Source organism: Myxacorys chilensis, from assembly GCF_059505265.1.
Map to the genome: position 1 here is coordinate 1 of NZ_JCACKG010000177.1, position 22,851 is coordinate 22,851.

Genomic DNA, 22,851 nt, shown 5'->3' on the forward strand with positions numbered 1-22,851 from the left:
AACACTGGTTTGCTCACTGCTGTTACTGTACCTCACTCGATTGAGAACCGCTATATTCAGGGCTTTATGAGCGTTTCACAGAATGTCGAGAAGAGACCAAGCCCTGAAACGCTTTCACCAAATACCCAATTTGACCATAGCTGTAAACCAGGTTCTCAAAGCGTTGAGATGGATTGGTGACAAACTTCAAGGATTTATACAACCCTCGAATCAGCCGTTCACCACCGCGACGAAACTGACCGACTCCCGCCTCTCCAGCAAGTTGCTCTCGATAGCATTCGCTGATGCCCTGCCACCAACCCCGACTGAAAAACCAACGTTGCTTGACTCGTTCGGGCGCAACATGATGCGCTACTAGCGCATTTGGTAGATACGCTACTTGCCAGCCCGAATGTAGCGCTAGATTGGTCATGTGTAATTCTTCGTTAGAAAGCAAATTTTTGCCAACCCGCCCTAGATTGGGGTCAAACCCACCAATTTGCTCTAAAAACGCTCTGCGAATCGAATAGTTTAAGCCTCTGGGTGTGAGTCCGGGTTGAGTGATGTAAACCACCGAATCACCCAAATCATAGGCTCCGAGGTTTCCGGCAAGTCCATCTGAAAGCCAAATTGGAGCGGTGATTCCGTCTGTCCACAGCAACGTGACTTTACCGCCCGCGATCGCTAACTTCTCATTCGCTTTATACGCCTCGTACAAGCTGCTTAGCCACATCGGGCTAGCGATCGCATCATCATCCAAATAGGCTAAAATCTCGCTCTGAGCGGCTTTTGCCCCTGTATTTCGCGCAACAGATAATCCGGTGACGGCTTCGTAAACGTACTTCACGCGAGCATCACCCTGCCGAGTTTCTACCACCTCACGTGTCTGATCTGTCGAAGCATTATCGACCACAATGATTTCAAACTCAGGGAAATCTTGCTGAAGCAAACTGTCGATCGCAAGTCCCAAATAGCGATCGCGGTTATGGGTGCAAATAATGGCTGACACCCTGGGTTGAAGCATGGGTTGAAGCATGGGTTGGAGCATGGCTGATCCCGGAAACACGGCCGTTAGTGTGGTCTACAGGACAGAGTACCCACGAACTTCCATTACTGCTCTTCCTTAAGGTGGCCGTGCATCACAATCAGGCTTTCAGACAGATGGTTGAGGCGATGTTCTAACTCTTGTTTGCGAGAGAGCAATTGGCGAAGTTTGTGATGGCGCGCGATCGCAAGTCCAACACTTGGAACTTGCTCTGGAGGACAAGGTGTTGACCACACTTGACCATCAGCATTTAGCCCGCAGAGAAAGTATCCAGGTTTTGGCGTTTGAGAAGCAGTGTTGGCCTGCGGCGTCGCGCAAATTTCCTCGACATAGTTCAATAAGCGATCGGGTTCAGCATGACGCAGCACTGCTGGGTTAGACTCTGAACCAGTGGCACGAGACTCTAACCAACCGTCCACGATCGGGCCTTCTGCATACAAATCTTGAATGTCGCGCAGCACTTGGGCAAGGTCAGTTTGCCATCCTTCCGTGATAGTCAATAGCTCCTTTAACAGACTTGAGGCGAGGGCAGGATTGGCGCTGTTACGATGGCTTGTGAAGCTCGGCATCTTGAACTTCGGCAGATTCAAACTCTCTTTGGCTTCGGGCGCGGGATGAATAGGAGCGACAGAGGAATCTGGCTCCACCAAAGGCAACGCTTCAGCCTGAAGTGGCGGCATTTCGTCAGCTACAGCAGGTATAGTAGCGGGTAGCTTAGCGGCAGGTGATTTAGATCTTGCTTGAACTTCAAAGGAGAGAGGAGCGGACGCATCGCTCGATTGAGGCGTGCGTGAAACGGTCGCTACGGCTGATTTTTGGCTAAGCTGATTTAGAGTAGCTTCAATTCGTCTGAGATCTCGTTTCATGGGCATTCGTCTCCTCTCAAAGGGGCTGCTTTAGATGAGTTCCACTCGATGACTACTATATGTTGCGTTGGAGTAGGATTGCAAGACACAACCTGTAGCGGTTATTGTAGCGGCTAATTTTAGTTCAAAAAACCTCTGGTGCAGATTGTACAATGCTTGAGCAACAAAATCCTTCCCATTCTGCCGATCCTAGCCAAGCCAATCAGATTATTTTGGTGACTGGGCCGACCAAATCGGGCAAAAGCGAATGGGCCGAACAGCTTGCCCTGAGGCAAGAACGAGGAACTGCCGCTCAAAAATCGGTGATATATGTGGCAACGGCTCAGGAGAATCCGAGCGATCGCGAGTGGCAAGCCCGCCTCGAACTCCATCGCCAACGCCGACCGCCAAGCTGGAAAACGCTGTCGGTTGAGATTGAACTCGCATCCGTATTTCTATCTGCAACAGAAAATGACTGTCTGCTGATCGATTCTTTAGGCACGTGGTTAGCCAACGTGGTAGAGCAAGATGATGAAATTTGGCAACAAAACCTAAAGAATTTCTTGCAAAATTTAAGAAACGTGAAAAGCGATGTGATTCTAGTGTCAGAAGAAACGGGTTGGGGGGTTGTACCTGCCTACCCAATTGGCAGAACGTTTCGCGATCGCTTGGGGCATCTGACTCGTTGCGTAGGTGCGATCTCGGATACGGTTTACCTGGTTACTGGAGGACATGTTTTGAATCTAAGTCAGCTTGGTTGTCCATTAGATCAGCAGCTTTCTTAATCTTGAATTGTCAAAAACGCTAGAGAAAAGTGTGTAGAGCCCTGACTAAAGGCCCGTGAATTCTCAAGTAGAAAAACTATCATTAATTACTTTCTTGCAGCTATAGAAATTAAGCTAAGTGGAGAAATTAAAACGGCTTTAATACACGCTTCTTTAATCTTTATTACTGAATGCGACCTGTTCTAGCGCGATACCATAGAAGAAATGAGTGTAATTTACAGCTTACGCAGTTCTACAGAAAGCGAAAGAGCGCGGCATAAATAGTGATTCTGTTGAGAATAGCTATTCTGAGACCGCCATAGATTTTTAGACAAAATCAATCGATTTGGTTGTAATTGTTTACCTTCAACAAATTATGGCATCTGAGCAACAAGTTAAACAGTATCTTGCCTACTGGTTGCAGCTAGGGAAGAAAGTAGTGGTTCGCAATGGGCAAGAGACAATTCAGCCCAAAACAATTATTGTGGGCGATCGCTACAGCCAAGAGGTTGAGGACATTTGGAATTTTGTCCGTTCGCCAGAATCGGGCGATTGCTACATCGAAGGAACAGAGCAACCCTTCAGCGAGCTTTTGAGTTCTGCCTGGGAAATTAATCCGTGTTCTCGGTGCACGATGCCAGTGCCGATCCGAACAGTTGGAATGCCGCCCGAAAGCTGCCCATGTTTTGATCTACCAAGTTGGCCTGATACCGAAATGCCGCAGCCTAGAGATCCGGTCAGCACTCAGGCACTGTTGCTCAAGATCCGCGATCGCTTAAAGTCTAGTTCGTAAGGGTCAACCCTTAACGGTCAGCCCTGGCGATAACCGTCTCGGAACGTCATACGTCCAGAAATCCTTTGCGAGTTGGGTGTTTGGAAAAATGGCACGCGCTTCGTCAAGCAGATGATGAAGTTCTACTGGATTTCCTGGTGCATAGCGAGGACTAAAATGAGTCAGAATCAAGGACCTCGCTTGCGCTCCTAAAGCAACTTGAGCAGCCATCGTTGAGGTCGAGTGCAGCCGTTGAAATGCCATTTCTGCTTCTTGGTGAGCAAAGGTTGCCTCGTGAATCACGACATCAGCATCTTCTGCCAGTTTAACCGCCGCATCGCAATAGACGGTATCGGTGCAGTAGACGACCTTTCGCCCAATTTCGGTCGGGCCACAGAGATCCTTACCATCGATCGTGCGTCCGTCAGTTAGAGTGACGCGATCGCCGCGTTTCAATTGCCCATAAACGGGGCCTGACGGAATGCCGAGGGCTTTTGCTTTGTCTACGTCAAAATGCCCCGCCCGATCCTTTTCCTCAATGCGATAGCCAAATGCAGGCACGCGATGCTTGAGCGGCAAGCATTTCACAGTAAATTCTTCATCTTCAAACACGACACCAGGCTGTACCGTGTGAACCCGGATTGGGTAGGCGAAGCGGGTTTGAGAGTAGCGTCTAGAGGCTTTGAGATACTCATCCAAATCGGGTGGACCGTAGATATCCACTTCTTCAACGTTCCCGGCGAGACCGCAACTCGCTAACAGTCCCATCAAGCCAAAAATGTGATCGCCGTGCATGTGGGTCACAAAAATGCGGCGAATCTGACTCATGCGCAGATCACTCCGCAGGAACTGGTGCTGAGTACCTTCGCCGCAATCAAACAGCCAAATTTCGGAGCGCTGCGGGAGCCTCAACGCCACGCTGGAGACATTGCGCGATCGTGTCGGAACGCCAGAGCTTGTGCCTAAAAACGTAATTTGCAACTCAAATTAACCCTGTGACTTCACATTCCTTTTATGGTGACACAGGAACCTTCGCTTCGGTAGTGCGGTCAAGGCATTCGGTCAGAACTGCGGCTCCCAATTTCTACGGAGTTAAGCAGGCGAGACTCGAAACAACAGTAGTAGATCTTCAGATCATCGCTCAATCTAACTATAAAGTTCTGATGAATACGGACGTTTGGCAGCGACTGGATGCTGCATAACAGCAGAACTAATGGTAGCTTTGTTGAGAAATTCGCATATATTGAGCGATGTTAGCAATTCGGTGTCTCGTGGCAACTTAATTCAGGTGGCAACCATTCTCTCTAATTACCCTGTAAGGACTGTTCAGAAGATGAAATTTCGTTCGCTCCTCCGGTTCTCTTCAACCCTGATCACCCCTCACAAAATCTGGTTAGCCGCTTTGATCTCGCTAGCCGCGATCGCACCGACGCCTGCCCGCGCTGCAAACTCCGTCATCTTGCGAGTGGCGATTCAGCAAAACGTTGCTCAGGTGAATGTTGGAAGCTCTGTTGATGCACGAGTGTTAGACGCCTCGAATCAGACGCTTGGCAAAATTCAAGGTATGAATGGCTTTGCGGCTCAGGCCAAAAATGGAGGGGTGGCCCTCGATCGATGGCTAGGCAATGCGATTCGGATTGAGCCAGATGATCCCAACGGTGTGGTTTGGATTGGCGATCGCTGGTATCGCGGTAGTGTTGCGATCGTTCCAACAGGCAAGGGGCTAACGGCAATCAACTACGTCGATCTGGAGCATTATCTCTTCAGTGTGTTGGGCAGCGAGATGAGTGGCAGTTGGCCTCAAGAGGCACTCAAGTCACAGGCTGTGGCGGCGCGTAGCTATGCCTTGTATGAGCGAGAAAGTTCGAGAAGTCAACTATTCGATCTCGGCAATACCACTGGATGGCAAGTTTATGGCGGGGTGCAAACTGAATCGGGCGGGACTCAAGCAGCAGTGGCGGCGACAACAGGACAAGTGTTGATCAGTAATAGCCGAATTATTAATGCCGTGTTTCATTCATCCGCAGGAGGCTGTACTGACAGGTCTGAGGAGATTTGGGTTCAAGCGTTACCGTATCTTCGCGGCACTAAGGATCAGTTTGACGAAGGATCACCAGTTAATGTGTGGTCTAAGCCAGTTAGCGCCAGTCAATTGGGCAGCTTTGGAGTCGGGAATGTCCAGAGCATCACTCCGACCAAGAAAACCTCGAACTGCGGGCGCATTAAAGAAGTTGAAATTGTGGGTGATGGGGGCCGACGAGTCCGAGTTAGTGGAGATACTTTCCGCGATCGCTTAGGTCTCAAAAGCACTTACTTAACTCAAATCTCGCCCCAAGTGGTTGCCAGTTCCAAGGGCAATACTAAGTCAACCTCGACTGGTTTTGTGATCAATGGTCGCGGGTTTGGTCATGGGTTAGGCATGAGCCAATGGGGAGCCTACAATATGGCACGTCAGAATTTGGATTATCGGCAGATTCTCGGCCATTACTACCAAAACACAGCGCTTTCTACAATTGATGTGAAGTAACCCGATGTGAAGTAATCCGACGTGAACTAATCAATGTGAAGTGAGGATCGCCCTCATCCCCAACCTCTCCTGCAGGAGAGAGGATATGCTCTTCTAATCTTGTTCCTTCTCCTGCGGGAGAGGGCTAGGGTGAGGGTGAGTTTGCCAAACAATCAGCCTCTTCCCTCCAATCTTTCTCTCCATTCAGCATCAATTCGATCGGATTGCTCGCTCTCTTGTTCAATCAAATCAGTTTCGGTGCTGTAGATTAGGTCTTCATCTCGAATCACCGTTTCAGCCGCAAATTGCTGAGCAAAAGTAAGCTTCTGCTCTAGAAGCGGATCGGCTTGCGCGAGTTGATGCGATCGCAGTTCTCGTTCGTTATTTCTCGCTTGAATTTTGCGATTTCTCCATCGCAACCAAGAGTAACGAGTCAGCGGAATTCCTAAGAATGCAACGCTGTAGCCCAGCGAAATCACCGCGATCGCTTTGACAAATGTGAGAGCGCCACCTGCGATCGCAACGCCGCCAACCCACAGATTCAGCACGCCTGCTAATACTAATAAGACGCAACCGAGAACGATCGCCGTGATCTTCTGTCCGCTGCTGGCTTGAGTAAATCGCCAGAGGGCTTCTCTCAAAAATGGAGGAATGGCTCGTGATTTCGTCTTCTCTACAACTGTCGTTTGCAGCGAGGGAAAGTGATAGACCAACTGCCCCTCTGGACTTACCTCTGGGCGTCCATCAAACCGGGTCAGAACGGGCAACATGTACTGCTCATACTCTTGATCAAACCCTTGACCGACATCATCTAAGTAAGGCGAGATCTGTTCAGCAATCACGGCTCCTCGACTGTTGCGAATGACTGTTCCAATGGTTCTCCAGCGTCGCTCTTCTAAATCAGCGTTGGGATTGCCATCCCCAAACAGAAACGAATAAATCGATTCTAGAAAATTCAAATTACCAGACTGGGACTCTTTGCGTCTGTAATGGTCGGTGTAGTTGGGATAGAAGATCCAGCCAAAGTCTGGGAAAAACCAGAAGCCCCCGCCGCCGCCACCAAAATCGATGCCGCCACCGTCATTGTCGTCTCGACCGGCTGACGATGCCGCGATCGCCAAAATCACAAGGGCTGCGATCGCCAGCACAATCAGCAACACTAATACAATTCCAAACGAAATCCGAATTAAGTAAAATAAAACGCGCCATACTTTCTCCCACCATTCTTTGAGGCGCAAGCGGAAGGATTTATTGCGAAGAACCTCGCGAAAATTTTGAGGAAACTGATAAACAACATCGCCCGATTCTGCCACTTGCAGATGTCCGCCCGCTTCGGAGGCTAACGCTAACAGTCCTTGCTGTGCCAAATTGACATCTAGCCCGGCTTGAGCGGCGATATCTCCGGCGGTTACACGATAATCAAGCCGCTCGACAGCCCTAAGAATGGCTGGATCTGGGGCAGGAGTCATGGTCATTGGCATTCCTCCACATAACATTAGATTCGAGTTGCCTGATTTCCAGTATAGATTTTCAAACTAGGAGTCTGTTAAATTACCCCTTTCGCGGTATCGTCAGAGAACGCTACACTAAGTCAAGCGTCTGAATGCCGCATATTAAGCTGTTTTCAATTTGTTACAGAGCCAACTATGTCTAGAACGCAACGCAACGATAACTTCATTGATAAAAGCTTTACGGTGATGGCAGATCTAATTTTGAAGGTCTTTCCTGCCAGCCGCAAAGAGAAAGTCGCCTTTGCTTATTACCGTGATGGCATGTCCGCTCAAGCAGATGGCGAATATGCAGAAGCGTTAGAAAATTACCATGAAGCGCTGAAGCTAGAAGAAGACACCAACGATCGCAGCTATATCCTTTACAACGTTGGTCTAATTCATGCCAGTAATGGTGAGCATGAAGAAGCATTAGATTATTACCATCAAGCGATCGAGGAAAATCCTCGCTTACCACAAGCGATCAATAACATTGCTGTGATTTATCACTACTTGGGCGAAAAAGCGGAAGAAGAAGGCCAAACGAAGGAAAGCGAAGAATTCTTTGACAAAGCGGCAGAGTATTGGAAACGCGCGATCGTGCTTGCTCCCAACAACTATATCGAAGCTCAGAACTGGCTCAAGACCACAGGTCGCTCTGGAATGGATATTTATTTCTAGCGTTTTGTGTCTAAAAAGTCGTCTAACTCCATACCTTTATGATTGATCGCGAACAGGTTCAAAAAGTCGCCCATCTGGCCCGTCTTCAACTTACATCTGAAGAGGAAGAGCAATTTACGACTCAACTCAACAACATTCTTGATTATTTTGAGCAATTGAGCGAACTCGATGTTGCTGATGTTGAGCCGACAACACGAGCGATCGATGTCAGTAATGTGGTGCGCCCAGACCATCACCAAACTTATGCAGAGCGCGAAGCGTTGCTAGAGAATGCGCCCGATCGCGATGGTGAATTCTTCAAAGTGCCAAAGATTGTGACGGGCGAGTAGGTCAGAGTTGAGTACTTGCAATTCCTCAAGGTATTGGGTTGTCTCGCTCAGATTTACGATCGCGGCTTTATACAGCACAGTTTTGCAGCAATCTAGCTGTGAGCCGTTGCGATCGCTCATTCGGTTCAGACGTTGGACAAAAAACCAGCGATCACAGAGAACAAATCTTCCAAACGTTGAGAGAAGGTTAAATCTAAGGTTAAATACTACGGGCGAGCATTTCTCCAACGCTGAATCAATGCCATGCCCGTTAAGAAAAGCAATGCTCCGATCGCAAGAAAACCAACATCCCAAAGAATGTAATTACTGTCAGAACGGACATGATGAATGCCGAGAATCTGATGATCGATTAAACCTTCGATAACATTAAACGCTCCAGCACCCATTAAGATCGCTCCAAGTAATGGTTGAGCAGATTTAGGCATATCAGTTTGCTGATGCGTTTGCCATAAAGTCACAACGCCACTCAGTACAAAAACATAAGACAGCAGATGAAATAATCCATCTGCTAAAGTATTAACTTTCACATCATCTAAACTCAGCATTGGGCGAACATTAGATAGTAGATGATGCCATTGCAGAATTTGATGCAGCACAATGCCATCAAAAAATCCTGCAAATCCGAGTCCCAAAAGAATTCCAGCCGCAATTAATCGCTTTGGCAGATCCTGAGTCTGTGTTGCGTTTGAAGTGAAAGATGTTGTCTTCATTGTTTAATTCTGGAAACCTACTTCAGCGTATTGGGGCTGAAGTGATTCACCGTCTACCTTAAGGCGTTGACTCGTTCAATTCTCTTCAAAAGTTGCGCTGTGATCATGTTTTCTTGAATTGATACGCTCCCTCTTTTGCGCCCCATACTTGTTTGCCATTCGCGTCATAACCGCGATCGTAGGTATTCATGCGATCGCGTTCGAGTTCGATATAGTTGGTGACACGCACGGCTCCTCGAACATTAGAAGGACAGCCATCGATCGGAGTTCTCCCGATATAGGCGTCTCCAGATTGCTTTAGAAAGACCGCGCAGGTTGGTTTACCCACATCTTGAAGTTGCACGACTCGCGCAGATTCGGGACGATTACACAGACCAATCCATTGAGCCGTTTCAGCAGGACGAAATGATAGCGATCGCACGCTTCCATTTGCGGCATTGGACGAAAGTTGCAAAAACCGCTGCCGATAAGGTTTTCCAAGCTGCACCGCGCCCGAATTTTGCGCTGCATTGATGGCTTGTTCTTGGTAGAGATAAACAGATTTGGGATCTGACACCCCTTTCATTGACACGGCACAGGTTGTCATTTGAACATTTGCAATCTTGGGATTAGCGGCAGACTGCTCCGCCGTACTCATCACTCCAATCAAACGACTGGACACCTCTCGAACCTGCTGTTCGGGAGAAAGTACGTCTACTGCATACCCCACATTTGCGATCGCTAAACCGCCAAAACTTGCCAGAAATAGAGGGAATCTCATTGCTCCTTCACCCCATAACTAGGATTAATTGCCTTGGTGAATTGTTCTACTCTAGGACGAATTCTTCTTCCATAGTAGGGATCAGAACAATCCAAAATGGTCGGTAAGATAGGGAAATGCCGATCAGCCCTAAAATCACGGAGAAGAGACTATGGAGATTAACTGTGCCGAGATGTGCAAAAACGGATGTGTTCTAGGAGATCAATGTCCCAATCTTGAGTACAAAGAGCAAACCTCACAGTTCATCAGCGACACGCCTCTAGATAAGCTGCTAGAGATGGCAGACGAAGCGGTACGCAAGAAAGCACGAGAGCGAGCCTCGGCTCCGCCTCAATGGATCTTGCCAGAAGACTAAATTGCCTGTCGATCTGTTTTGGGCTGCTAGTAGAAACAGGTCGGCATCTCTGCTGATAATTAGCTGATGATCATTTAGAAGGTATAACGCCGAAATCGAGGAATGCCTCAAGTGCCGCATTATGCAGCCATTTAGCCAGGTGTCCCACAATTGAGATCGAACTCATTGGTCGCTGCACTACCCTAGATGAAGAAGCCTTTCGATGGACAATGAATCTGATCGACAATGAATACTCAATCTCGAAATCCTGTCGTATTGGTTCATGGTATTACCGACACGGCTGCCATCTTTAACCTAATGACCACGCGATTGAAGAAATTAGGCTGGACAGTTTATAGTCTGGATCTGATTCCTGCCAATGGCGATCGCACCCTCGATTTTCTAGCTCATCAGCTTGCTGATTTCGTCGATAGAGTCTTGCCAAACCAACCTTTTGATCTGATTGGCTTCAGCATGGGCGGACTAGTGAGCCGGTATTATGTACAGCGCTTGGGAGGCATCAAGCGGGTGCAACGCTTTGTCACCATTTCGTCCCCTCATAATGGAACGCTAGCTGCCTACCTTTCTGCACGTCCAGGATGTCTACAGATGCGTCCTCAAAGCGCCTTTCTCAAGGATCTCGATCAAGACGCAGCCATGCTGGAGGCCATCAATTTCACATCGATTTGGACGCCGTTAGACACCATCATTCTGCCTGCCCGGAGTTCTCAGCTACCCGTTGGGCAAAATATTCAGGTTCAAGTGCCGCTTCACGCTTGGATGGTGACTGATTCTAGAGCTTTTGATGCAATCTATCAGAGCCTAAACGCACCTATTCTATCTGCGCTTCAAGAGCCAACAAGGTAATTTCTAAGTAATTTCTAAGAGCGATTGGCTCTGCCAAGCTCCGAAGGATCGCCAATTTGGGCAAACTCGCGATCGCCAAAAATTGCCGAACGGTGAGCGTAATACTTGTACTCCATGAGATTAGAAAACGGATCGACCAAGAAAAATGTCCGGTGTTCGAGGGGCGTGCCAACAAACCGCTGCTTCGACTTTTGATAGAACGATAATTGCTTTTGCTGTGCCCGTTCTAGGAGCTGCTGCCAATCCGACTCATCGGTGAAGACCAAACCAAAGTGACGAGGATAAATCCCGCGTTGAGTCGTCAAAACCTCGTCTGTAACATGAGCAACTAACTGATGACCGTACAAATTCAGAATGACAGAATGCTCGTTTTCTCGCCCTAAGCCACAGCCCAATCCATCGACATAATATTTCTTCGTCTGGGAAATATTGCTTACCGGAAAGGAAAGATGAAACAGTGTTGGCGACATAGAAAAATAAAGATGAACGGCAAGGTAGAGAGTGTCAAAATAATTATGGCGAATTTCCGATAAAGCAATGTCAGAGCTTATGCAAATTCCGACTGAGATCGACTGGCTAGTTGCAATCGTACTCAATTCTTCTCTGCTAGGAGTTGCGGCTGTTGCGCCTAAAAAACTTCTCACGCCTGCTGGATTAGCCCATGCCTGGGTTTTAGGTGTTTTGATCTGGGTCTGCCTCGGTTGGCAAGGCTACCTGCTGGTGATGTTTTATTTTCTAGCAGGGTCGAGCGTGACCTTCATTGGCAAAGCGCAGAAAGAAGAACTCGGCATTGCAGAGGCGCGATCGGGCGCACGTGGGCCGGGTAACGTCTGGGGTTCAGCCTTGGTTGGAGCCATCTGTGCGATCGGCGTTTTGTATCTGACCGTGCAACAGCAGCACGTCAATTGGATTCCGCTATTGCTGCTCGGATTTGTGGCGAGTTTTTGCACGAAACTCTCGGATACGTGCGGGACAGAAATTGGTAAAGCCTATGGACAACGCACATTTTTAATCACGACTTTAAAGGCGGTGCCACGGGGAACAGAAGGCGCGATCAGTTTAGAAGGAACAGTAGCTGGAGTCGTCGGATCAATTGCGATCGCAGTCGTGGGTTGGGCAGTAGGATTGATTTCCCCAATCGGAATTTTGTATTGTGCGATCGCGGCGTTTGTGGCAACGACGGTAGAAAGCTTGATTGGAGCCACGATTGAAGACAAAATCCCGTTTTTGACACACGATGTCGTCAATATTGTGAATACTCTAATTGGTGCGATCGTGGCGATTTCGTTGGGATTGATTTGGGTTTAATCGATTGATTTTGTATGGTTCGTAGAGACGCGACATGTCGCGTCTCTACCTGGTCACGGACTGACGTAACGGCGTAGGAACTGTTCCAACGGTTCCATCTTGAAACCATATACAGATTCGATTCGCGCTACTTCTTGGGGCGTTATGTAGAATTCGTTAGCTAACAATGTCCGTAGCGTCCCCAGCGATTCTTTGCCGTTTGAATTGAGCATTCCAATGGCGGTTCGGAGTCCATCGAACACAACTAAAGGCGGGTTGATGATAATGGGTTCACGATTAAAAATGCGCCCAAAAATCTGAGGAACGGCTCGGCGCTGCAAGATCTCTGGGCCACCAATTGCAAAAATTTGATTGCGAGCCGCTTCGGTGGTAGGAGACGCGATCGCAATGCGGGCTAAATCATCGGTGCTGACAATGGAAGAACGACTCTGCGGATCGCCAATCAGCAAATAAATTCCGGTACGCTGAAATTGCTCGGCTAACGAAATTAGGTTTGAGGCAAATCCTGATGGGCGAAGAATCGTGTAGTTGAGTCCGCTCGCTTGTAAATACTTTTCAACTTCCCACTTCGCTTTAAACGTTAGCGCATCCTCATAACCGCGATCGACGCCTAACACGGAAATGAACACAAAATGCTGCACGCCGTGTTCTTTTGCCGCATCGATTAAGTCAATGTTGGCGCGATAGTTGAGATCCTCACTTGCGCCCCCATGAGCACTAATAACATATTGAACCCCTTGAACGGCTCTTTCAATGTCACGCGAGCGCGTTAGCTCTCCAATAAAAATTTCAGCCCCTCGGTTTTCAAGTTCAGAATAGTCCGACATTAATCGAACCAACGCACGCACAGGAGACTCTTGTAATCTCAGTTGCCGTACGATGCTACGTCCTAATTGTCCGGTCGCTCCAGTCACGAGAAACATAATAATTCGCTGTAATTGATCGTTAACTAACGCTAACAATTTAAGCCAACTATTTCTCTAGAATTCTACGATTACAGGTGTGTGATCGTTGGGTGTTTGAATTTTCGGGGTTCCTTATGCAAGTCCATCGCGCCCTGTATTAACTTGGTAAACCGCCAGGACATGCTCGAAAACATCGTAGATTGAGATTACTTGCGATCGCGCCTATCTCAAAAGTACCACCGCATAGACTTCCTGTAGAGTAAACGATATGGTCAATCCCTCTTCAGAATCGCAGCAAGAATCTGAGCTATACCCGTTAAACAAAGGTTACATCAACAACACTGGACAATTGATTTTGGAACTGCCTCAACATGTATGTTGTCCACGCCCATTCTCAGAAGGATTAGCTGCGGTACGCTTTATTCCTTCTGAATCCACTCCAGATGAAGAGCCATATCTAGGCTACATCGATAGAACCGGAAAATTTGTAATTCCGCCCAAGTTCATTGACACAGGAAACTTAGAAGGTGAGGAAAACTTCTCAGAAGGTTTAGCAGTAGCATCACCTCCAGGAGCAATCGATAACGATGACGATTACTTATACGGTTATATTGATAAATCAGGTGAAATAGTCATTCCTCCAAAATTTAACGGAGCACATCCCTTCTCAGACGGTCTAGCAGTTGTGGAAATGTTTAACGGAAATTTCACCAGCTTCGCCTTTATCAATAGAAAAGGTGAGATTGTATTTGAACATTCTCAAGCGTATGACGCACTTAATGCGTCGGAAGGACTTGCTGCAATCCAAATTGATAGCCACTGGGGGTTCATCGACGGTACTGGGAAGTTTGTCATTGAACCGCAGTTTTCCTCTGCTGGTCGCTTCTCTAATGGGCTAGCTCCAGTTCGAGATACTGTCGCCAATAAGTATGGATACATTGATCGCATAGGTAAGTTTGTTATTCCGCCTCAGTTTGCTGAAGCTCAACCATTCTCAGAAGGACTTGCAGCCGTCAAAGTCAATCAAAATGAGCAGGATGTGAGTGGTCAATGGGGTTACATTGACACAACAGGGTTATTTATAATTCCACCGCAGTTTCAAGATACGTTTCCTTCACCATCAAGTTTCTCGGAAGGACTAGCTGCTGTTGCTGTACCGAATTCGCAGTTTAGGGGTAACGGAAAAATAGGCTATATCGATCGCATGGGAAAATATGTCATTCCGCCGCAATTTAACGGTTATGCTGGACAATTCATCAATGGTTTGGCATCTGTCGAAATCATGTTTGAGAAAGATATTCAGCAGCCGATTTCCAATCCTCCTCCTAACTCTTCTCCAGAAGCGCTTATGGAATTTTTTCTTTCCCAACAAGCACCTTCTGAATTTCCTTACGATGGAGGTAAGTATGCCTACATCAATCAGGAAGGGCACGTTGTTTGGGAAGAAATATATGACTAGAAAATCAAGTAGAGTCAATTAAAATTCCACGATTACAGGTGTGTGATCGCTGGGTTGCTCGAGTTTGCGGGGTTCTTTATCGATGTGGCATGCGATCGCACGGTCATACAAATCAGGCGTCAGGTAGTGATGATCAATGCGCCAGCCTGCATCGCGTCGAAACGCCGCCGAGCGATAATCCCACCAGCTATAGAGTCCGCCTTCAGCCGTAAATTTGCGAAATACGTCTGACAACCCAAGCTCCAGCACATTTCTCAAGGCATCTCGTTCAGCATCGGTTGCCATCACTTGCTTTTCGCGACCTTTCGGGTTGTGAATATCAATATCTTCTAGAGCAATGTTGAAGTCGCCGCACACGAGAAGACTAGGCGATGTTTCCAACAGCGTTTGCAAATACTCTCGCAGCACTTTAAGCCAGTGCAATTTATAAACATATTTATCGCTGTCTAACGCCGAACCATTAGGAACATACAAATTGACAACCTGAATTCCATCTATAACGCCAGTAATGACCCGCTTTTGCTCGTCTAAATCGCCGACCAAACTCTCAGGCAATATTGCCCCAAACCCCATTTGAACCTTCTCCAGCGGCGATCGACTCAGTAGCGCCACGCCGTTATAACTCTTCTGTCCATAAAAATAGCTGTGATATCCCACCTCAGTAAAGGCGGCCTGCGGAAACAGATCATCCGGGACTTTCGTTTCCTGTAAACACAGCACATCAACAGAACTCGACGTTAACCAGTCCGTGACATGGGCAAGGCGCATGCGGATGGAGTTGACGTTCCAGGTTGCAATTTTCATTCAGAAGGGAGGCCAGGGGGAAACTAGAGGTACTGACCCGGATTAGCATTCTAGAGAAGAAAGCGACTCAAGGAAATAGCACCCAGCAATCTTTCATTTCCCTCCTACTCTCGCAAAAAGGCCCCACAATCTAAGCAAGACCGCAGATCTAGCGTTCTTCGCACGTGAGGGCAGGGAGAACTCTCAAATGCCGTTTTAGAATTGGGCATCGGAGCAGGAATACTAGCTAACGGGACTCGGCTGACTCGGCTCGGCTCCAAAGCAGTGCCTATCTTAGGTAGGTTTTGTGAAAGCGCAGGAGAAGGCTTAACGCTAGTTGAGATGGATGGGTCTAACTGAATCTGAATATTGGGCCCGGAGCGAGCTAAGCGAATAATCATGCCATCTTGAACAGGCACTTGAACAATCCGCTTGCCGTCTAGATAGGTTCCATTTGCGCCCAAGCTCATGACTTGCCAAACAGAATCGATCTGCTGCACCTCAACATGATAGCGAGACACAACGGCACTGTAGAGCACAACATGATTGTCCGTCGAGCGTCCAATCCGCAGGATCGGCTCCGTCTCAAACGTCCAATGTTGAACCGGGGTTAATTGATCGGGATGCAGCAGGGTTAGTGTAATCACACTGGCACAGCAGAAGCTCTGATGGGGATTCCGTTTCTCTTATACCCAAAATTTGCCGCTTAATCCCGTTCCGGTCTCCCCTCTTCTCAAAGCTTCACGCCATTTGAAACAAAAAGGTCACTTTATCGCCTTTGCCAAGCGAGATGCGATCACCCGATCGTAACCGATGACGATTGCCCATTGCCAACGGGACATTGTTGATATACGTGCCATTCGAGCTGCCAACGTCCTCAATGTAGTAGGCATCTCCTTCCGCACGAATATCAGCGTGGATACGAGACACAATTTCAGAATCAGGATAGCCTGAGACATCAATATCTGGCGGAATGCGATCGTTGGGTTTGCCAATGTGAATTACAGGAAGTCCGGGCGGGAGTTCAATCACATTCGTGGTTTGCAGATGCAGCAGTCGAGCGGAAAATTGCTGTAGCTGAGTCGCCGTTGCGGGAACTGAGTTGACTGGAGAAGCCATGTCTGGAGGAGCCTGCTGGGCTGGAGCAGTGGGCGCGGTTTCATCAAGGTTTTCGGCACTAGAAGAGTGAGGAAACACGAGCGAATCAGGCGTTACCAACGGATCAAGCATGACGGGCTCAGGCGGAATTGATCGTGGATCAGGCATTTCAGAAGGGGTAGGCATCGCGGAAGTTCCTGCTACGGTTTTTAAGTTGACGCCGCACTGTCCACAAAAACTAGCATCGGTTTGCACAGATGCTCCACAGTTTGGACATTTCATTGTGGCGGGAAGGGGCGTATAGCACGCCTCACACTGAACTGCTCCAGAAGGGTTTGGGTGATTGCAATTAGGACAAACAAGCATGGAATGTGATGTAGTCTATAAGTCAAAAAAGTGGAAGCTCAAACGTCGGGAACGAGGGCACTAGTGGGTACTTCACTCGCTATGGATGGAAATCCGCATAGGAGGGAAATGAAGTTCACCACAAGTACAACTCAATATTTGTCTTCAATTAAATTATGAAAAGTTTTTTCCGGCAGATTGATCGAGCAACCACCAGAGTTCACCCTGGGGTTGAATGAGACGCGACGGGCAATTCATAGCATCGGCGTCGGGTGCAAAAATTTGGGAAAGGGCATGTTGCTTATTCTCGCCTGCTACCATAAACAAGACGGTGCGAGCATGGTTGATGAAGGGAGCGGTGAACGTAATTCGAGGCTGTCCGTCTTTGTGGCCGACAGTGATTAATCGATCGTTGACCTTGAGGGCGTCTGTTCCTGGAAATAGTGAGGCGGTGTGAGCATCATCGCCAATCCCCAACAAAATCACATCAAAGGCAGGAAATTCTCCAGGTTTTATTTGAAAGAAGATTTGGATGTCTGCCTCATGGCTTTGAGCCGCGATCGCGGGATCGGCTTCATTTGTCAGCATCGGATGAATATTCTTGGCTGGAATCGGAACTTTATCTAACCAAGCGAGCCGTGCCATCCGATAATTACTATCCTCGTGCGTTGGGGGCACGTAGCGTTCGTCGCCCCAGAAGACATGGATCTGATCCCAAGGTAAATCTTGCTCGGCTAGTTTTTCGTATAGCGGCTTTGGCGTGCTGCCGCCAGAGAGGGCGATCGTCGCCATACTGCGATGTGCGATCGCATCGTTTAACTTTTCTAGAACCAACTCTAGCGATCGATCAACGAGAGCCGCGAGATCGGGCAAAACTTCAACGTGTCTATCCATGCTGTTAGGGTTAATCACTCCACCTGTCAGCATAGAAGAAGATTGGCAATCGCTCGGCTCTCTTTAGACGCATGTAAGAATGTTTTGCCTTCTGAGTCCAGTCAGAAATTTCCGTGAAAGCGTAAGAAAGAGTGTTATAAGAAACAGGAATTGCGACTCTTCTTACTTAGTACTTTGCCCGATGATGCACACTGCTCTCTCTCCTGCTGCATCCTATTTGCAGTATTTAGATCAAAACAGATTGTCTTTAAACGCATCAGTACAGCCTCAGCTACTGATGCGTTTTGAAACTACGGCTTGGGAAGCCCCGCGATCGTCGTTAGATTACAACAACATTGCCGTTGCAGCGTTGCTGGAAGCTCACCGCTGCGAAGACAAGACCATGCGATCGCTGTATTTAGAAACGGCACTCGACACACTTCAAACGGCTCCTGCTGACCATCCTCTTTGTGCTGCACACTTGGCCTTGATTCATGCGCTGGTCGGAGAAACGGAGACCGCTTTGCAAATGGCGTTTGAATCATTGATGAAAACGCTTCAGACCCAAGAAATGTCACCTCAACCCTTGATGCCAGGACTCGTCTATCTCCCTGACAGATCAGATCATTTTGAGGCGATGATTGCATCAGAAAATGGATACGCTCAAGCGTTGATGCTGTTAGCAGAAGTGATTGAGCGATCGCAACGCATTTTCTACAATTCGACAGGGCAGAGAATGCTGCATCTAGCCGCTCAAGTCGTGCCGCATTCTGCTTCAGTGCTACTCAAGCTTGGCATTTCACAGCTCATCGCTCAGCAATGGGAAGGGCTGATTGCACTTCATCAAGCAAAACAACTTGCTCCAACAAACCCTCTGATTTTGCAATCGCTGTTTCTGGCATATCGAGATTTAGGCGACCTGGAAGCGGCGGATTTTTGGCTGAAATCTGCCCAAGCATTACATTCCGATCAGATTGCTTGGCGATGGACGGAAGGCGCGATCGAGAGTCCCATCACCTATGTTCCATTTGAAAACCATCTGCTTGCTGTAGAGCCGAGTTTCCGTAGCATTGTGACAAGTGTGTTGTTGGGTGCGGGGGATTGGTTTGAGCAAGAAATGGAGTTCTGGCGAGATTCAATTCAACCCGGAATGACCGTGATTGATGTGGGCGCAAATGTTGGCGTTTACACGTTCAGCGCGGCAAACCAAGTAGGGGATGAAGGGCGAGTGATTGCGATCGAGCCGTTTTCTGGCTGTGTCCGTTGTTTGCATGAAACAGTGCGCGTCAATCAACTGTCTCAAGTGACGGTCTGTGCAGGAGCTGCTAGCGATCGCAGCAGTACTGTTAAACTCGCGATTGGAGCTGCCAGCGAACTGAATGAAGTGGTCACAGACGGTGCGCCGATCGGTGAATTTGAAGAGGTTGCTTGTTTTCCGTTAGATAGCTTGATCGACTCCGAACAGCTTTCTCGTGTGGACTATCTCAAAATTGATGCAGAGGGTCATGAGATGCAGGTTTTGATCGGCAGCGATCGCATTTTGCAAGAATTTAAACCTGTCATTCTCTACGAAAACATTGCAGGCAGTAAAGGTAGCAATATTCCGGTCGCGGAATACTTGACTTCAAAAGGCTACGAATTATTCCGCTATCAGCCGTTTGTGAAGCAAGTGATTCCGGTTAGTTCTGTTGAGAAACTGCAAGGCAATCTCAACATTATTGCTCTACCAATGCCCACAGCTTAAATCAATTACTTAACTCAGGACTGCTATTTTATGCCCTTCTTTCTACCGAGTCTGAAAAAAAGTGGTCACCTCGATCGCGTTGACATGACGGTGTGTAATGTTGGTTCTCGTAAAGTCACCAGTAATGATGATTATGGAACTCAAGGATGGCAGTTATTCGCGCCTAACCTGACCATTTATGGATTTGATGCTGATCCAGATGCGTGCGCAGCGGCTAATGCTGAATTTGAGGCAAGAGATGTGCATTGGAATGAGTTTCATTTACCAATCGCGATCGCAAAAGAAGTCGGCACTTCAACCCTGTACGTCACTAAAAATCCGATGTGCAGTTCGCTGTATCCACCCAATGAAGCCTTTCTCAAGCGGTTTCCCCGATTACCAAATTTAGCAGGTCTTAACTTTGAAACTCCGATTGAAACCACAACTCTCGACACGTTTTGTTAAACCGAGAACGTGGATGCAATAGATTTTCTACAAATCGATGTTCAGGGTGCTGAGCTTCAGGTATTGGAAGGCGCAAATGCGCTATTAGCAAAAAGTGTATTGGCGATTCAGCTTGAGGTTGAATTTTCTCCGTTATATGTTGATCAGCCATTATTTTCTGATTTAGATCCCTATCTCAGGCGACATGGATTTACGTTGTTTGATCTAATTGTTGCCCGCGAACAGCGATCGCCGCTTGTCTCGACCAATCGACCAGGACAAGCAGTATGGGGAGAAGCCATTTATATTCGTGATTTGATTCAAGAGGATGCGCCGCTAGCGTTTCAAACACCGGATCAGATTCTTAAACTAGCTTGCATTGCTGACACGCTAGAGTTTACTGACTATGCGTTGGAGCTTCTCAAACATCTCACCTCTCACTATGGAAGCGATCCAACCTATGACTTCACTGACACGATCGCTGAAAGCCTCAGCGCAATTCTTAGCCCGGAACAGGTGGAACTAGAAGTAGCAGATCTAAAGCCATGACTTACTTGGAACTGCTTTGGTCTAAATGCAGTTGCCACATTTGCTGGTAAGCATTTTCCATATCGCGAGTGAACTGTTTCGCATTCCAAAGTGGCGCGGTTTGCCGCAATCGCATCAAGTCCCAATGAATCTTCTGACGCAGTGCGGCATCTTTACCTAATCGCACGCCCCATTCAACATATTCCTCATCACTCCAAGCAATGCCTTCGCTAATGCCTGCATTCACCATCATGGTGTAACTGTTGCGGGCAGCAAATTGCTCTCCGACACGGGTCACAAGCGGAATGCCCATCCATAAGGTTTCTAGGGTTGTGGTTGCGCCGTTGTAGGGGAACGTGTCGAGAACAACATCTGCGATCGCTAAATTGGCTCGGTGTGCTGATTCCGTTGGAGCATCAGGAAGAAACCGAAGTCGACCTCTTGCTACGCCTTCTTCGTCTGCAATTTCAAAGAAGAATTTTTGAATCGAGTCTTCATCTGAAAATCCCTTAATTAAGAAGTAACTGTTAGGCACTTCTTTGATAATTTGCATCTGCAATTTTGCTGTGTCTTGATGGCGTTTACACCCTCGCTGAGCGCTGAGAAACGTAATTGCATCAGCAGGGATGTTCAACTGATCTCGTCGCAAACTAGGCACGCCAACCTCAAATCCATCAACAGCAATGTATGTTTGAGGCAGTCGCCAAATCTTTTCAGAGTAGTAGGTCTGAGCCGTTTCGGGTAAAACGTATGGATCGGCAATAAAATAATCAACCGCAGGAATTCCGCAAGCATCCCAACCGAGCCATGTGAGTTGAATCGGTGCGGGTTTTAGGGACAAGATTTCGCACGTTAGATCTAAGGTGACGCTATCTAGATCTACAAGAATGTCTACCTCGTCTTGATGGATTTTGTCAGCTAACTCTAAACTGTTGTTGGCAATATCAACGCCCATAACACAAGGCTGTTCCATCTGATTGATATACCACTGTTGGAGTGGATCATTTAGGCGCTCGTTGTAGAAATAGCCGTTGATTTGGAAGCGATCACGATCGTGGTGCTGAATCAACCATCGCGCTAACCAACCCACAGAATGGCTGCCCATGCAGTGAGAAAGATAGCCAATTTTGAGCCGTTTTGTTGATGGCTGATGAGATGGTTTTGTTTGTTGGTAGCGATCGCACTGAGTAGCAGCTCGAAGCCGAATGTTTTCTTGACACAGTTTACCGATTTGGTTTTGAAACGCTCGGTGCTTTTCTGCGTTGTCAGCGAAGTAGGGTAGGTAATAGCAAGAGTTGAAGAGTCGATCGGTGTGGACAATATTTAAGTCTGTCGGCTGATCGTCGATGAGTTTTGTTAGAAGGGTTTCGTGATTTTGCAAAGCACTGACGGCTTCTTGCCAATGCCCTCCAGTGTTTAGCAACCCACGCAGCAGTAGATGGCTAGAAAACGCTTTTTCTGACCAGTCATCCACAGAATCTAACCGCGATCGCGCGATCGCAATTCCTTTTTCATAATTTCGCGCACTTTGATAAAACAGCGCTAAATGTCCTGAAATCTCGACATTATTTGTATCTAAACGTAAATATAGTTCTGATAATTGTGCAGCTATATTAGGTTGCCTCATGGTGTAAGCAATTTGAATAGCAGCAGGGAGTAGAACCGCCATCAATGCAGAAGGAGTTTGAATATAGGGCAAACAGGCTTCTGTGAAATCGATAACAATGGGATGAGGCGCGATCGTTGCCAAAGTATTTTTCAGAACTCGAATTAGTAATGCTTCATCGATTCGGTGAGTTTGATTTTCTTGAAGACACGAAATAATTTGCAAGTCGTCTAACTCTTCGGCTGTTAGTTTCTCTAACTGAATCGAGAGTTCAACTAAATGCAGCGCATTTTCAAGATGAAGTGGATCGATTTCTCGAATGTGTTGGCGAATCACCCAAGCCATTGAATGGTTTTCTAGCGCTTGTAGCCGATTTGCTTCTGTTTGCAATACGTGGATCAGTTCATCTGTCCACTGTTCAATTTGTGTTAGGTCGCCCTCCGACATAGCAAATAGCCACATTGTTTGCGCGTCTGCTTCTTGACCGTGGAGCAACAGCACTAAACCTAAATGCCAATAGTGAGATCTAACTTCTGGTTCTGCTTGGATGGCTTGCTCGTAGAGGGTAATGGCTAGTTCATAGCGTGCATCTGTCAAAGCTTGATGAGCAGACACATGCTGAGAGGTTATTGGGGCAACAGATTCTGTGGGCATATCAGTAAGCGCAGGAGAGGCTAATCGTGTATTACTTATAACTTCA

The 22,851-nt window shown here is 47.6% G+C and carries 25 protein-coding genes; 12 read left to right on the top strand and 13 right to left on the bottom strand.

The genetic code is table 11. The features are described 5' to 3' along the window. Positions 1–64: 64 nt before the first annotated feature. Both AC5JLB_RS14565 and AC5JLB_RS14570 read right to left on the bottom strand, forming a co-directional pair. The gene (locus AC5JLB_RS14565) at positions 65–1,027 is read right to left on the bottom strand and encodes a glycosyltransferase family 2 protein (RefSeq protein WP_495874548.1); all 963 of its coding nucleotides are present in this window, start codon (positions 1,025–1,027) and stop codon (positions 65–67) included. A gap of 62 nt (positions 1,028–1,089) precedes the next feature. Next, positions 1,090–1,890 (bottom strand): hypothetical protein, encoded by an 801-nt coding sequence (locus tag AC5JLB_RS14570; protein WP_495874549.1) that lies wholly within the window; start codon positions 1,888–1,890, stop codon positions 1,090–1,092. Between the two features lie 152 nt (positions 1,891–2,042). On the opposite strand from AC5JLB_RS14570, the gene cobU reads away from it, so the two are divergent. After that, positions 2,043–2,654, top strand: a complete 612-nt coding sequence (cobU, locus tag AC5JLB_RS14575; protein ID WP_495874550.1) for a bifunctional adenosylcobinamide kinase/adenosylcobinamide-phosphate guanylyltransferase — start codon at positions 2,043–2,045, stop codon at positions 2,652–2,654. Positions 2,655–3,009: 355 nt separating this feature from the next. Then, complete coding sequence (locus AC5JLB_RS14580; protein ID WP_495874551.1) at positions 3,010–3,426, top strand: hypothetical protein; 417 nt, start codon at positions 3,010–3,012, stop codon at positions 3,424–3,426. Between the two features lie 3 nt (positions 3,427–3,429). Here the strand turns inward: AC5JLB_RS14580 and AC5JLB_RS14585 are convergent, their stop codons facing one another. After that, complete coding sequence (locus AC5JLB_RS14585; RefSeq protein WP_495874552.1) at positions 3,430–4,386, bottom strand: ribonuclease Z; 957 nt, start codon at positions 4,384–4,386, stop codon at positions 3,430–3,432. Positions 4,387–4,738: 352 nt separating this feature from the next. Here AC5JLB_RS14585 and AC5JLB_RS14590 point away from each other — a divergent pair, with 352 nt between their 5' ends. Further along, positions 4,739–5,932: a SpoIID/LytB domain-containing protein gene (locus tag AC5JLB_RS14590; protein WP_495874553.1), complete on the top strand. Its 1,194-nt coding sequence runs from the start codon at positions 4,739–4,741 to the stop codon at positions 5,930–5,932. Between the two features lie 152 nt (positions 5,933–6,084). On the opposite strand, the gene AC5JLB_RS14595 is transcribed toward AC5JLB_RS14590, so the two are convergent. Further along, the gene (locus tag AC5JLB_RS14595; protein WP_495874554.1) at positions 6,085–7,386 is read right to left on the bottom strand and encodes a hypothetical protein; all 1,302 of its coding nucleotides are present in this window, start codon (positions 7,384–7,386) and stop codon (positions 6,085–6,087) included. A 171-nt stretch (positions 7,387–7,557) separates the two neighbouring features. Between AC5JLB_RS14595 and AC5JLB_RS14600 the strand changes: the two genes are divergently transcribed. Together AC5JLB_RS14600 and gatC are read left to right on the top strand one after the other, a co-directional pair. Next, on the top strand, positions 7,558–8,079 hold the full coding sequence (locus tag AC5JLB_RS14600; protein WP_495874555.1) for a photosystem I assembly protein Ycf3: 522 nt from the start codon (positions 7,558–7,560) through the stop codon (positions 8,077–8,079). Between the two features lie 38 nt (positions 8,080–8,117). Further along, a complete protein-coding gene (gatC, locus tag AC5JLB_RS14605) occupies positions 8,118–8,408 on the top strand; it encodes an Asp-tRNA(Asn)/Glu-tRNA(Gln) amidotransferase subunit GatC (RefSeq protein ID WP_495874556.1) in 291 nt (96 codons plus the stop codon). Between the two features lie 206 nt (positions 8,409–8,614). Here gatC and AC5JLB_RS14610 read toward each other — a convergent pair whose 3' ends face one another. Together AC5JLB_RS14610 and AC5JLB_RS14615 are read right to left on the bottom strand one after the other, a co-directional pair. Beyond that, a complete protein-coding gene (locus tag AC5JLB_RS14610) occupies positions 8,615–9,118 on the bottom strand; it encodes a DUF2243 domain-containing protein (RefSeq protein ID WP_495874557.1) in 504 nt (167 codons plus the stop codon). A gap of 103 nt (positions 9,119–9,221) precedes the next feature. Further along, positions 9,222–9,878, bottom strand: a complete 657-nt coding sequence (locus tag AC5JLB_RS14615; RefSeq protein ID WP_495874558.1) for a chromophore lyase CpcT/CpeT — start codon at positions 9,876–9,878, stop codon at positions 9,222–9,224. Positions 9,879–10,029: 151 nt separating this feature from the next. On the opposite strand from AC5JLB_RS14615, the gene AC5JLB_RS14620 reads away from it, so the two are divergent. Both AC5JLB_RS14620 and AC5JLB_RS14625 read left to right on the top strand, forming a co-directional pair. After that, positions 10,030–10,233 (top strand): hypothetical protein, encoded by a 204-nt coding sequence (locus tag AC5JLB_RS14620; RefSeq protein WP_495874559.1) that lies wholly within the window; start codon positions 10,030–10,032, stop codon positions 10,231–10,233. A gap of 225 nt (positions 10,234–10,458) precedes the next feature. Further along, complete coding sequence (locus AC5JLB_RS14625; protein WP_495874560.1) at positions 10,459–11,079, top strand: esterase/lipase family protein; 621 nt, start codon at positions 10,459–10,461, stop codon at positions 11,077–11,079. Positions 11,080–11,093: 14 nt separating this feature from the next. On the opposite strand, the gene AC5JLB_RS14630 is transcribed toward AC5JLB_RS14625, so the two are convergent. After that, the gene (locus AC5JLB_RS14630) at positions 11,094–11,549 is read right to left on the bottom strand and encodes a VOC family protein (protein WP_495874561.1); all 456 of its coding nucleotides are present in this window, start codon (positions 11,547–11,549) and stop codon (positions 11,094–11,096) included. A 67-nt stretch (positions 11,550–11,616) separates the two neighbouring features. Between AC5JLB_RS14630 and AC5JLB_RS14635 the strand changes: the two genes are divergently transcribed. Next, the gene (locus tag AC5JLB_RS14635) at positions 11,617–12,387 is read left to right on the top strand and encodes a TIGR00297 family protein (protein WP_495874562.1); all 771 of its coding nucleotides are present in this window, start codon (positions 11,617–11,619) and stop codon (positions 12,385–12,387) included. Between the two features lie 53 nt (positions 12,388–12,440). On the opposite strand, the gene AC5JLB_RS14640 is transcribed toward AC5JLB_RS14635, so the two are convergent. Next, on the bottom strand, positions 12,441–13,310 hold the full coding sequence (locus AC5JLB_RS14640; protein WP_495874563.1) for an SDR family oxidoreductase: 870 nt from the start codon (positions 13,308–13,310) through the stop codon (positions 12,441–12,443). Positions 13,311–13,560: 250 nt separating this feature from the next. On the opposite strand from AC5JLB_RS14640, the gene AC5JLB_RS14645 reads away from it, so the two are divergent. Continuing rightward, positions 13,561–14,751 (top strand): WG repeat-containing protein, encoded by a 1,191-nt coding sequence (locus tag AC5JLB_RS14645; RefSeq protein ID WP_495874564.1) that lies wholly within the window; start codon positions 13,561–13,563, stop codon positions 14,749–14,751. 18 nt (positions 14,752–14,769) lie between these two features. Here AC5JLB_RS14645 and xth read toward each other — a convergent pair whose 3' ends face one another. From xth to pgl, 4 genes are all read right to left on the bottom strand, one after another. After that, positions 14,770–15,555 (bottom strand): exodeoxyribonuclease III, encoded by a 786-nt coding sequence (xth, locus tag AC5JLB_RS14650; RefSeq protein WP_495874565.1) that lies wholly within the window; start codon positions 15,553–15,555, stop codon positions 14,770–14,772. A gap of 104 nt (positions 15,556–15,659) precedes the next feature. Continuing rightward, positions 15,660–16,181 carry an FHA domain-containing protein gene (locus tag AC5JLB_RS14655; RefSeq protein ID WP_495874566.1) on the bottom strand — a complete coding sequence of 174 codons (522 nt, stop codon included), beginning with the start codon at positions 16,179–16,181 and terminating at the stop codon, positions 15,660–15,662. Positions 16,182–16,275: 94 nt separating this feature from the next. Then, the gene (locus tag AC5JLB_RS14660) at positions 16,276–16,998 is read right to left on the bottom strand and encodes a double zinc ribbon and FHA domain-containing protein (protein WP_495874567.1); all 723 of its coding nucleotides are present in this window, start codon (positions 16,996–16,998) and stop codon (positions 16,276–16,278) included. A 153-nt stretch (positions 16,999–17,151) separates the two neighbouring features. Next, positions 17,152–17,871: a 6-phosphogluconolactonase gene (gene pgl / locus AC5JLB_RS14665; RefSeq protein WP_495874568.1), complete on the bottom strand. Its 720-nt coding sequence runs from the start codon at positions 17,869–17,871 to the stop codon at positions 17,152–17,154. 277 nt (positions 17,872–18,148) lie between these two features. Here pgl and AC5JLB_RS14670 point away from each other — a divergent pair, with 277 nt between their 5' ends. From AC5JLB_RS14670 to AC5JLB_RS14680, 3 genes are read left to right on the top strand one after another with little or no spacing between them, the layout of a single operon-like run. Further along, positions 18,149–19,594 carry an FkbM family methyltransferase gene (locus AC5JLB_RS14670; RefSeq protein WP_495874569.1) on the top strand — a complete coding sequence of 482 codons (1,446 nt, stop codon included), beginning with the start codon at positions 18,149–18,151 and terminating at the stop codon, positions 19,592–19,594. Positions 19,595–19,624: 30 nt separating this feature from the next. After that, complete coding sequence (locus AC5JLB_RS14675; RefSeq protein ID WP_495874570.1) at positions 19,625–20,038, top strand: hypothetical protein; 414 nt, start codon at positions 19,625–19,627, stop codon at positions 20,036–20,038. Positions 20,039–20,047: 9 nt separating this feature from the next. Further along, positions 20,048–20,566 (top strand): FkbM family methyltransferase, encoded by a 519-nt coding sequence (locus tag AC5JLB_RS14680; RefSeq protein WP_495874571.1) that lies wholly within the window; start codon positions 20,048–20,050, stop codon positions 20,564–20,566. A 1-nt stretch (position 20,567) separates the two neighbouring features. Here AC5JLB_RS14680 and AC5JLB_RS14685 read toward each other — a convergent pair whose 3' ends face one another. After that, the gene (locus tag AC5JLB_RS14685) at positions 20,568–22,805 is read right to left on the bottom strand and encodes an O-linked N-acetylglucosamine transferase, SPINDLY family protein (RefSeq protein WP_495874572.1); all 2,238 of its coding nucleotides are present in this window, start codon (positions 22,803–22,805) and stop codon (positions 20,568–20,570) included. Positions 22,806–22,851: the final 46 nt, after the last annotated feature.

Coding starts and splice junctions, on each gene's coding strand:
- AC5JLB_RS14565 (WP_495874548.1), bottom strand. CDS start 1,027: ATGCTCCAACCCATGCTTCAACCCATGCTTCAACCCAGGGTGTCAGCC.
- AC5JLB_RS14570 (WP_495874549.1), bottom strand. CDS start 1,890: ATGAAACGAGATCTCAGACGAATTGAAGCTACTCTAAATCAGCTTAGC.
- cobU (WP_495874550.1), top strand. CDS start 2,043: ATGCTTGAGCAACAAAATCCTTCCCATTCTGCCGATCCTAGCCAAGCC.
- AC5JLB_RS14580 (WP_495874551.1), top strand. CDS start 3,010: ATGGCATCTGAGCAACAAGTTAAACAGTATCTTGCCTACTGGTTGCAG.
- AC5JLB_RS14590 (WP_495874553.1), top strand. CDS start 4,739: ATGAAATTTCGTTCGCTCCTCCGGTTCTCTTCAACCCTGATCACCCCT.
- AC5JLB_RS14595 (WP_495874554.1), bottom strand. CDS start 7,386: ATGACCATGACTCCTGCCCCAGATCCAGCCATTCTTAGGGCTGTCGAG.
- AC5JLB_RS14600 (WP_495874555.1), top strand. CDS start 7,558: ATGTCTAGAACGCAACGCAACGATAACTTCATTGATAAAAGCTTTACG.
- gatC (WP_495874556.1), top strand. CDS start 8,118: ATGATTGATCGCGAACAGGTTCAAAAAGTCGCCCATCTGGCCCGTCTT.
- AC5JLB_RS14610 (WP_495874557.1), bottom strand. CDS start 9,118: ATGAAGACAACATCTTTCACTTCAAACGCAACACAGACTCAGGATCTG.
- AC5JLB_RS14615 (WP_495874558.1), bottom strand. CDS start 9,878: ATGAGATTCCCTCTATTTCTGGCAAGTTTTGGCGGTTTAGCGATCGCA.
- AC5JLB_RS14620 (WP_495874559.1), top strand. CDS start 10,030: ATGGAGATTAACTGTGCCGAGATGTGCAAAAACGGATGTGTTCTAGGA.
- AC5JLB_RS14625 (WP_495874560.1), top strand. CDS start 10,459: ATGAATACTCAATCTCGAAATCCTGTCGTATTGGTTCATGGTATTACC.
- AC5JLB_RS14630 (WP_495874561.1), bottom strand. CDS start 11,549: ATGTCGCCAACACTGTTTCATCTTTCCTTTCCGGTAAGCAATATTTCC.
- AC5JLB_RS14635 (WP_495874562.1), top strand. CDS start 11,617: ATGTCAGAGCTTATGCAAATTCCGACTGAGATCGACTGGCTAGTTGCA.
- AC5JLB_RS14640 (WP_495874563.1), bottom strand. CDS start 13,310: ATGTTTCTCGTGACTGGAGCGACCGGACAATTAGGACGTAGCATCGTA.
- AC5JLB_RS14645 (WP_495874564.1), top strand. CDS start 13,561: ATGGTCAATCCCTCTTCAGAATCGCAGCAAGAATCTGAGCTATACCCG.
- xth (WP_495874565.1), bottom strand. CDS start 15,555: ATGAAAATTGCAACCTGGAACGTCAACTCCATCCGCATGCGCCTTGCC.
- AC5JLB_RS14660 (WP_495874567.1), bottom strand. CDS start 16,998: ATGCTTGTTTGTCCTAATTGCAATCACCCAAACCCTTCTGGAGCAGTT.
- pgl (WP_495874568.1), bottom strand. CDS start 17,871: ATGGATAGACACGTTGAAGTTTTGCCCGATCTCGCGGCTCTCGTTGAT.
- AC5JLB_RS14670 (WP_495874569.1), top strand. CDS start 18,149: ATGCGTTTTGAAACTACGGCTTGGGAAGCCCCGCGATCGTCGTTAGAT.
- AC5JLB_RS14675 (WP_495874570.1), top strand. CDS start 19,625: ATGCCCTTCTTTCTACCGAGTCTGAAAAAAAGTGGTCACCTCGATCGC.
- AC5JLB_RS14685 (WP_495874572.1), bottom strand. CDS start 22,805: ATGCCCACAGAATCTGTTGCCCCAATAACCTCTCAGCATGTGTCTGCT.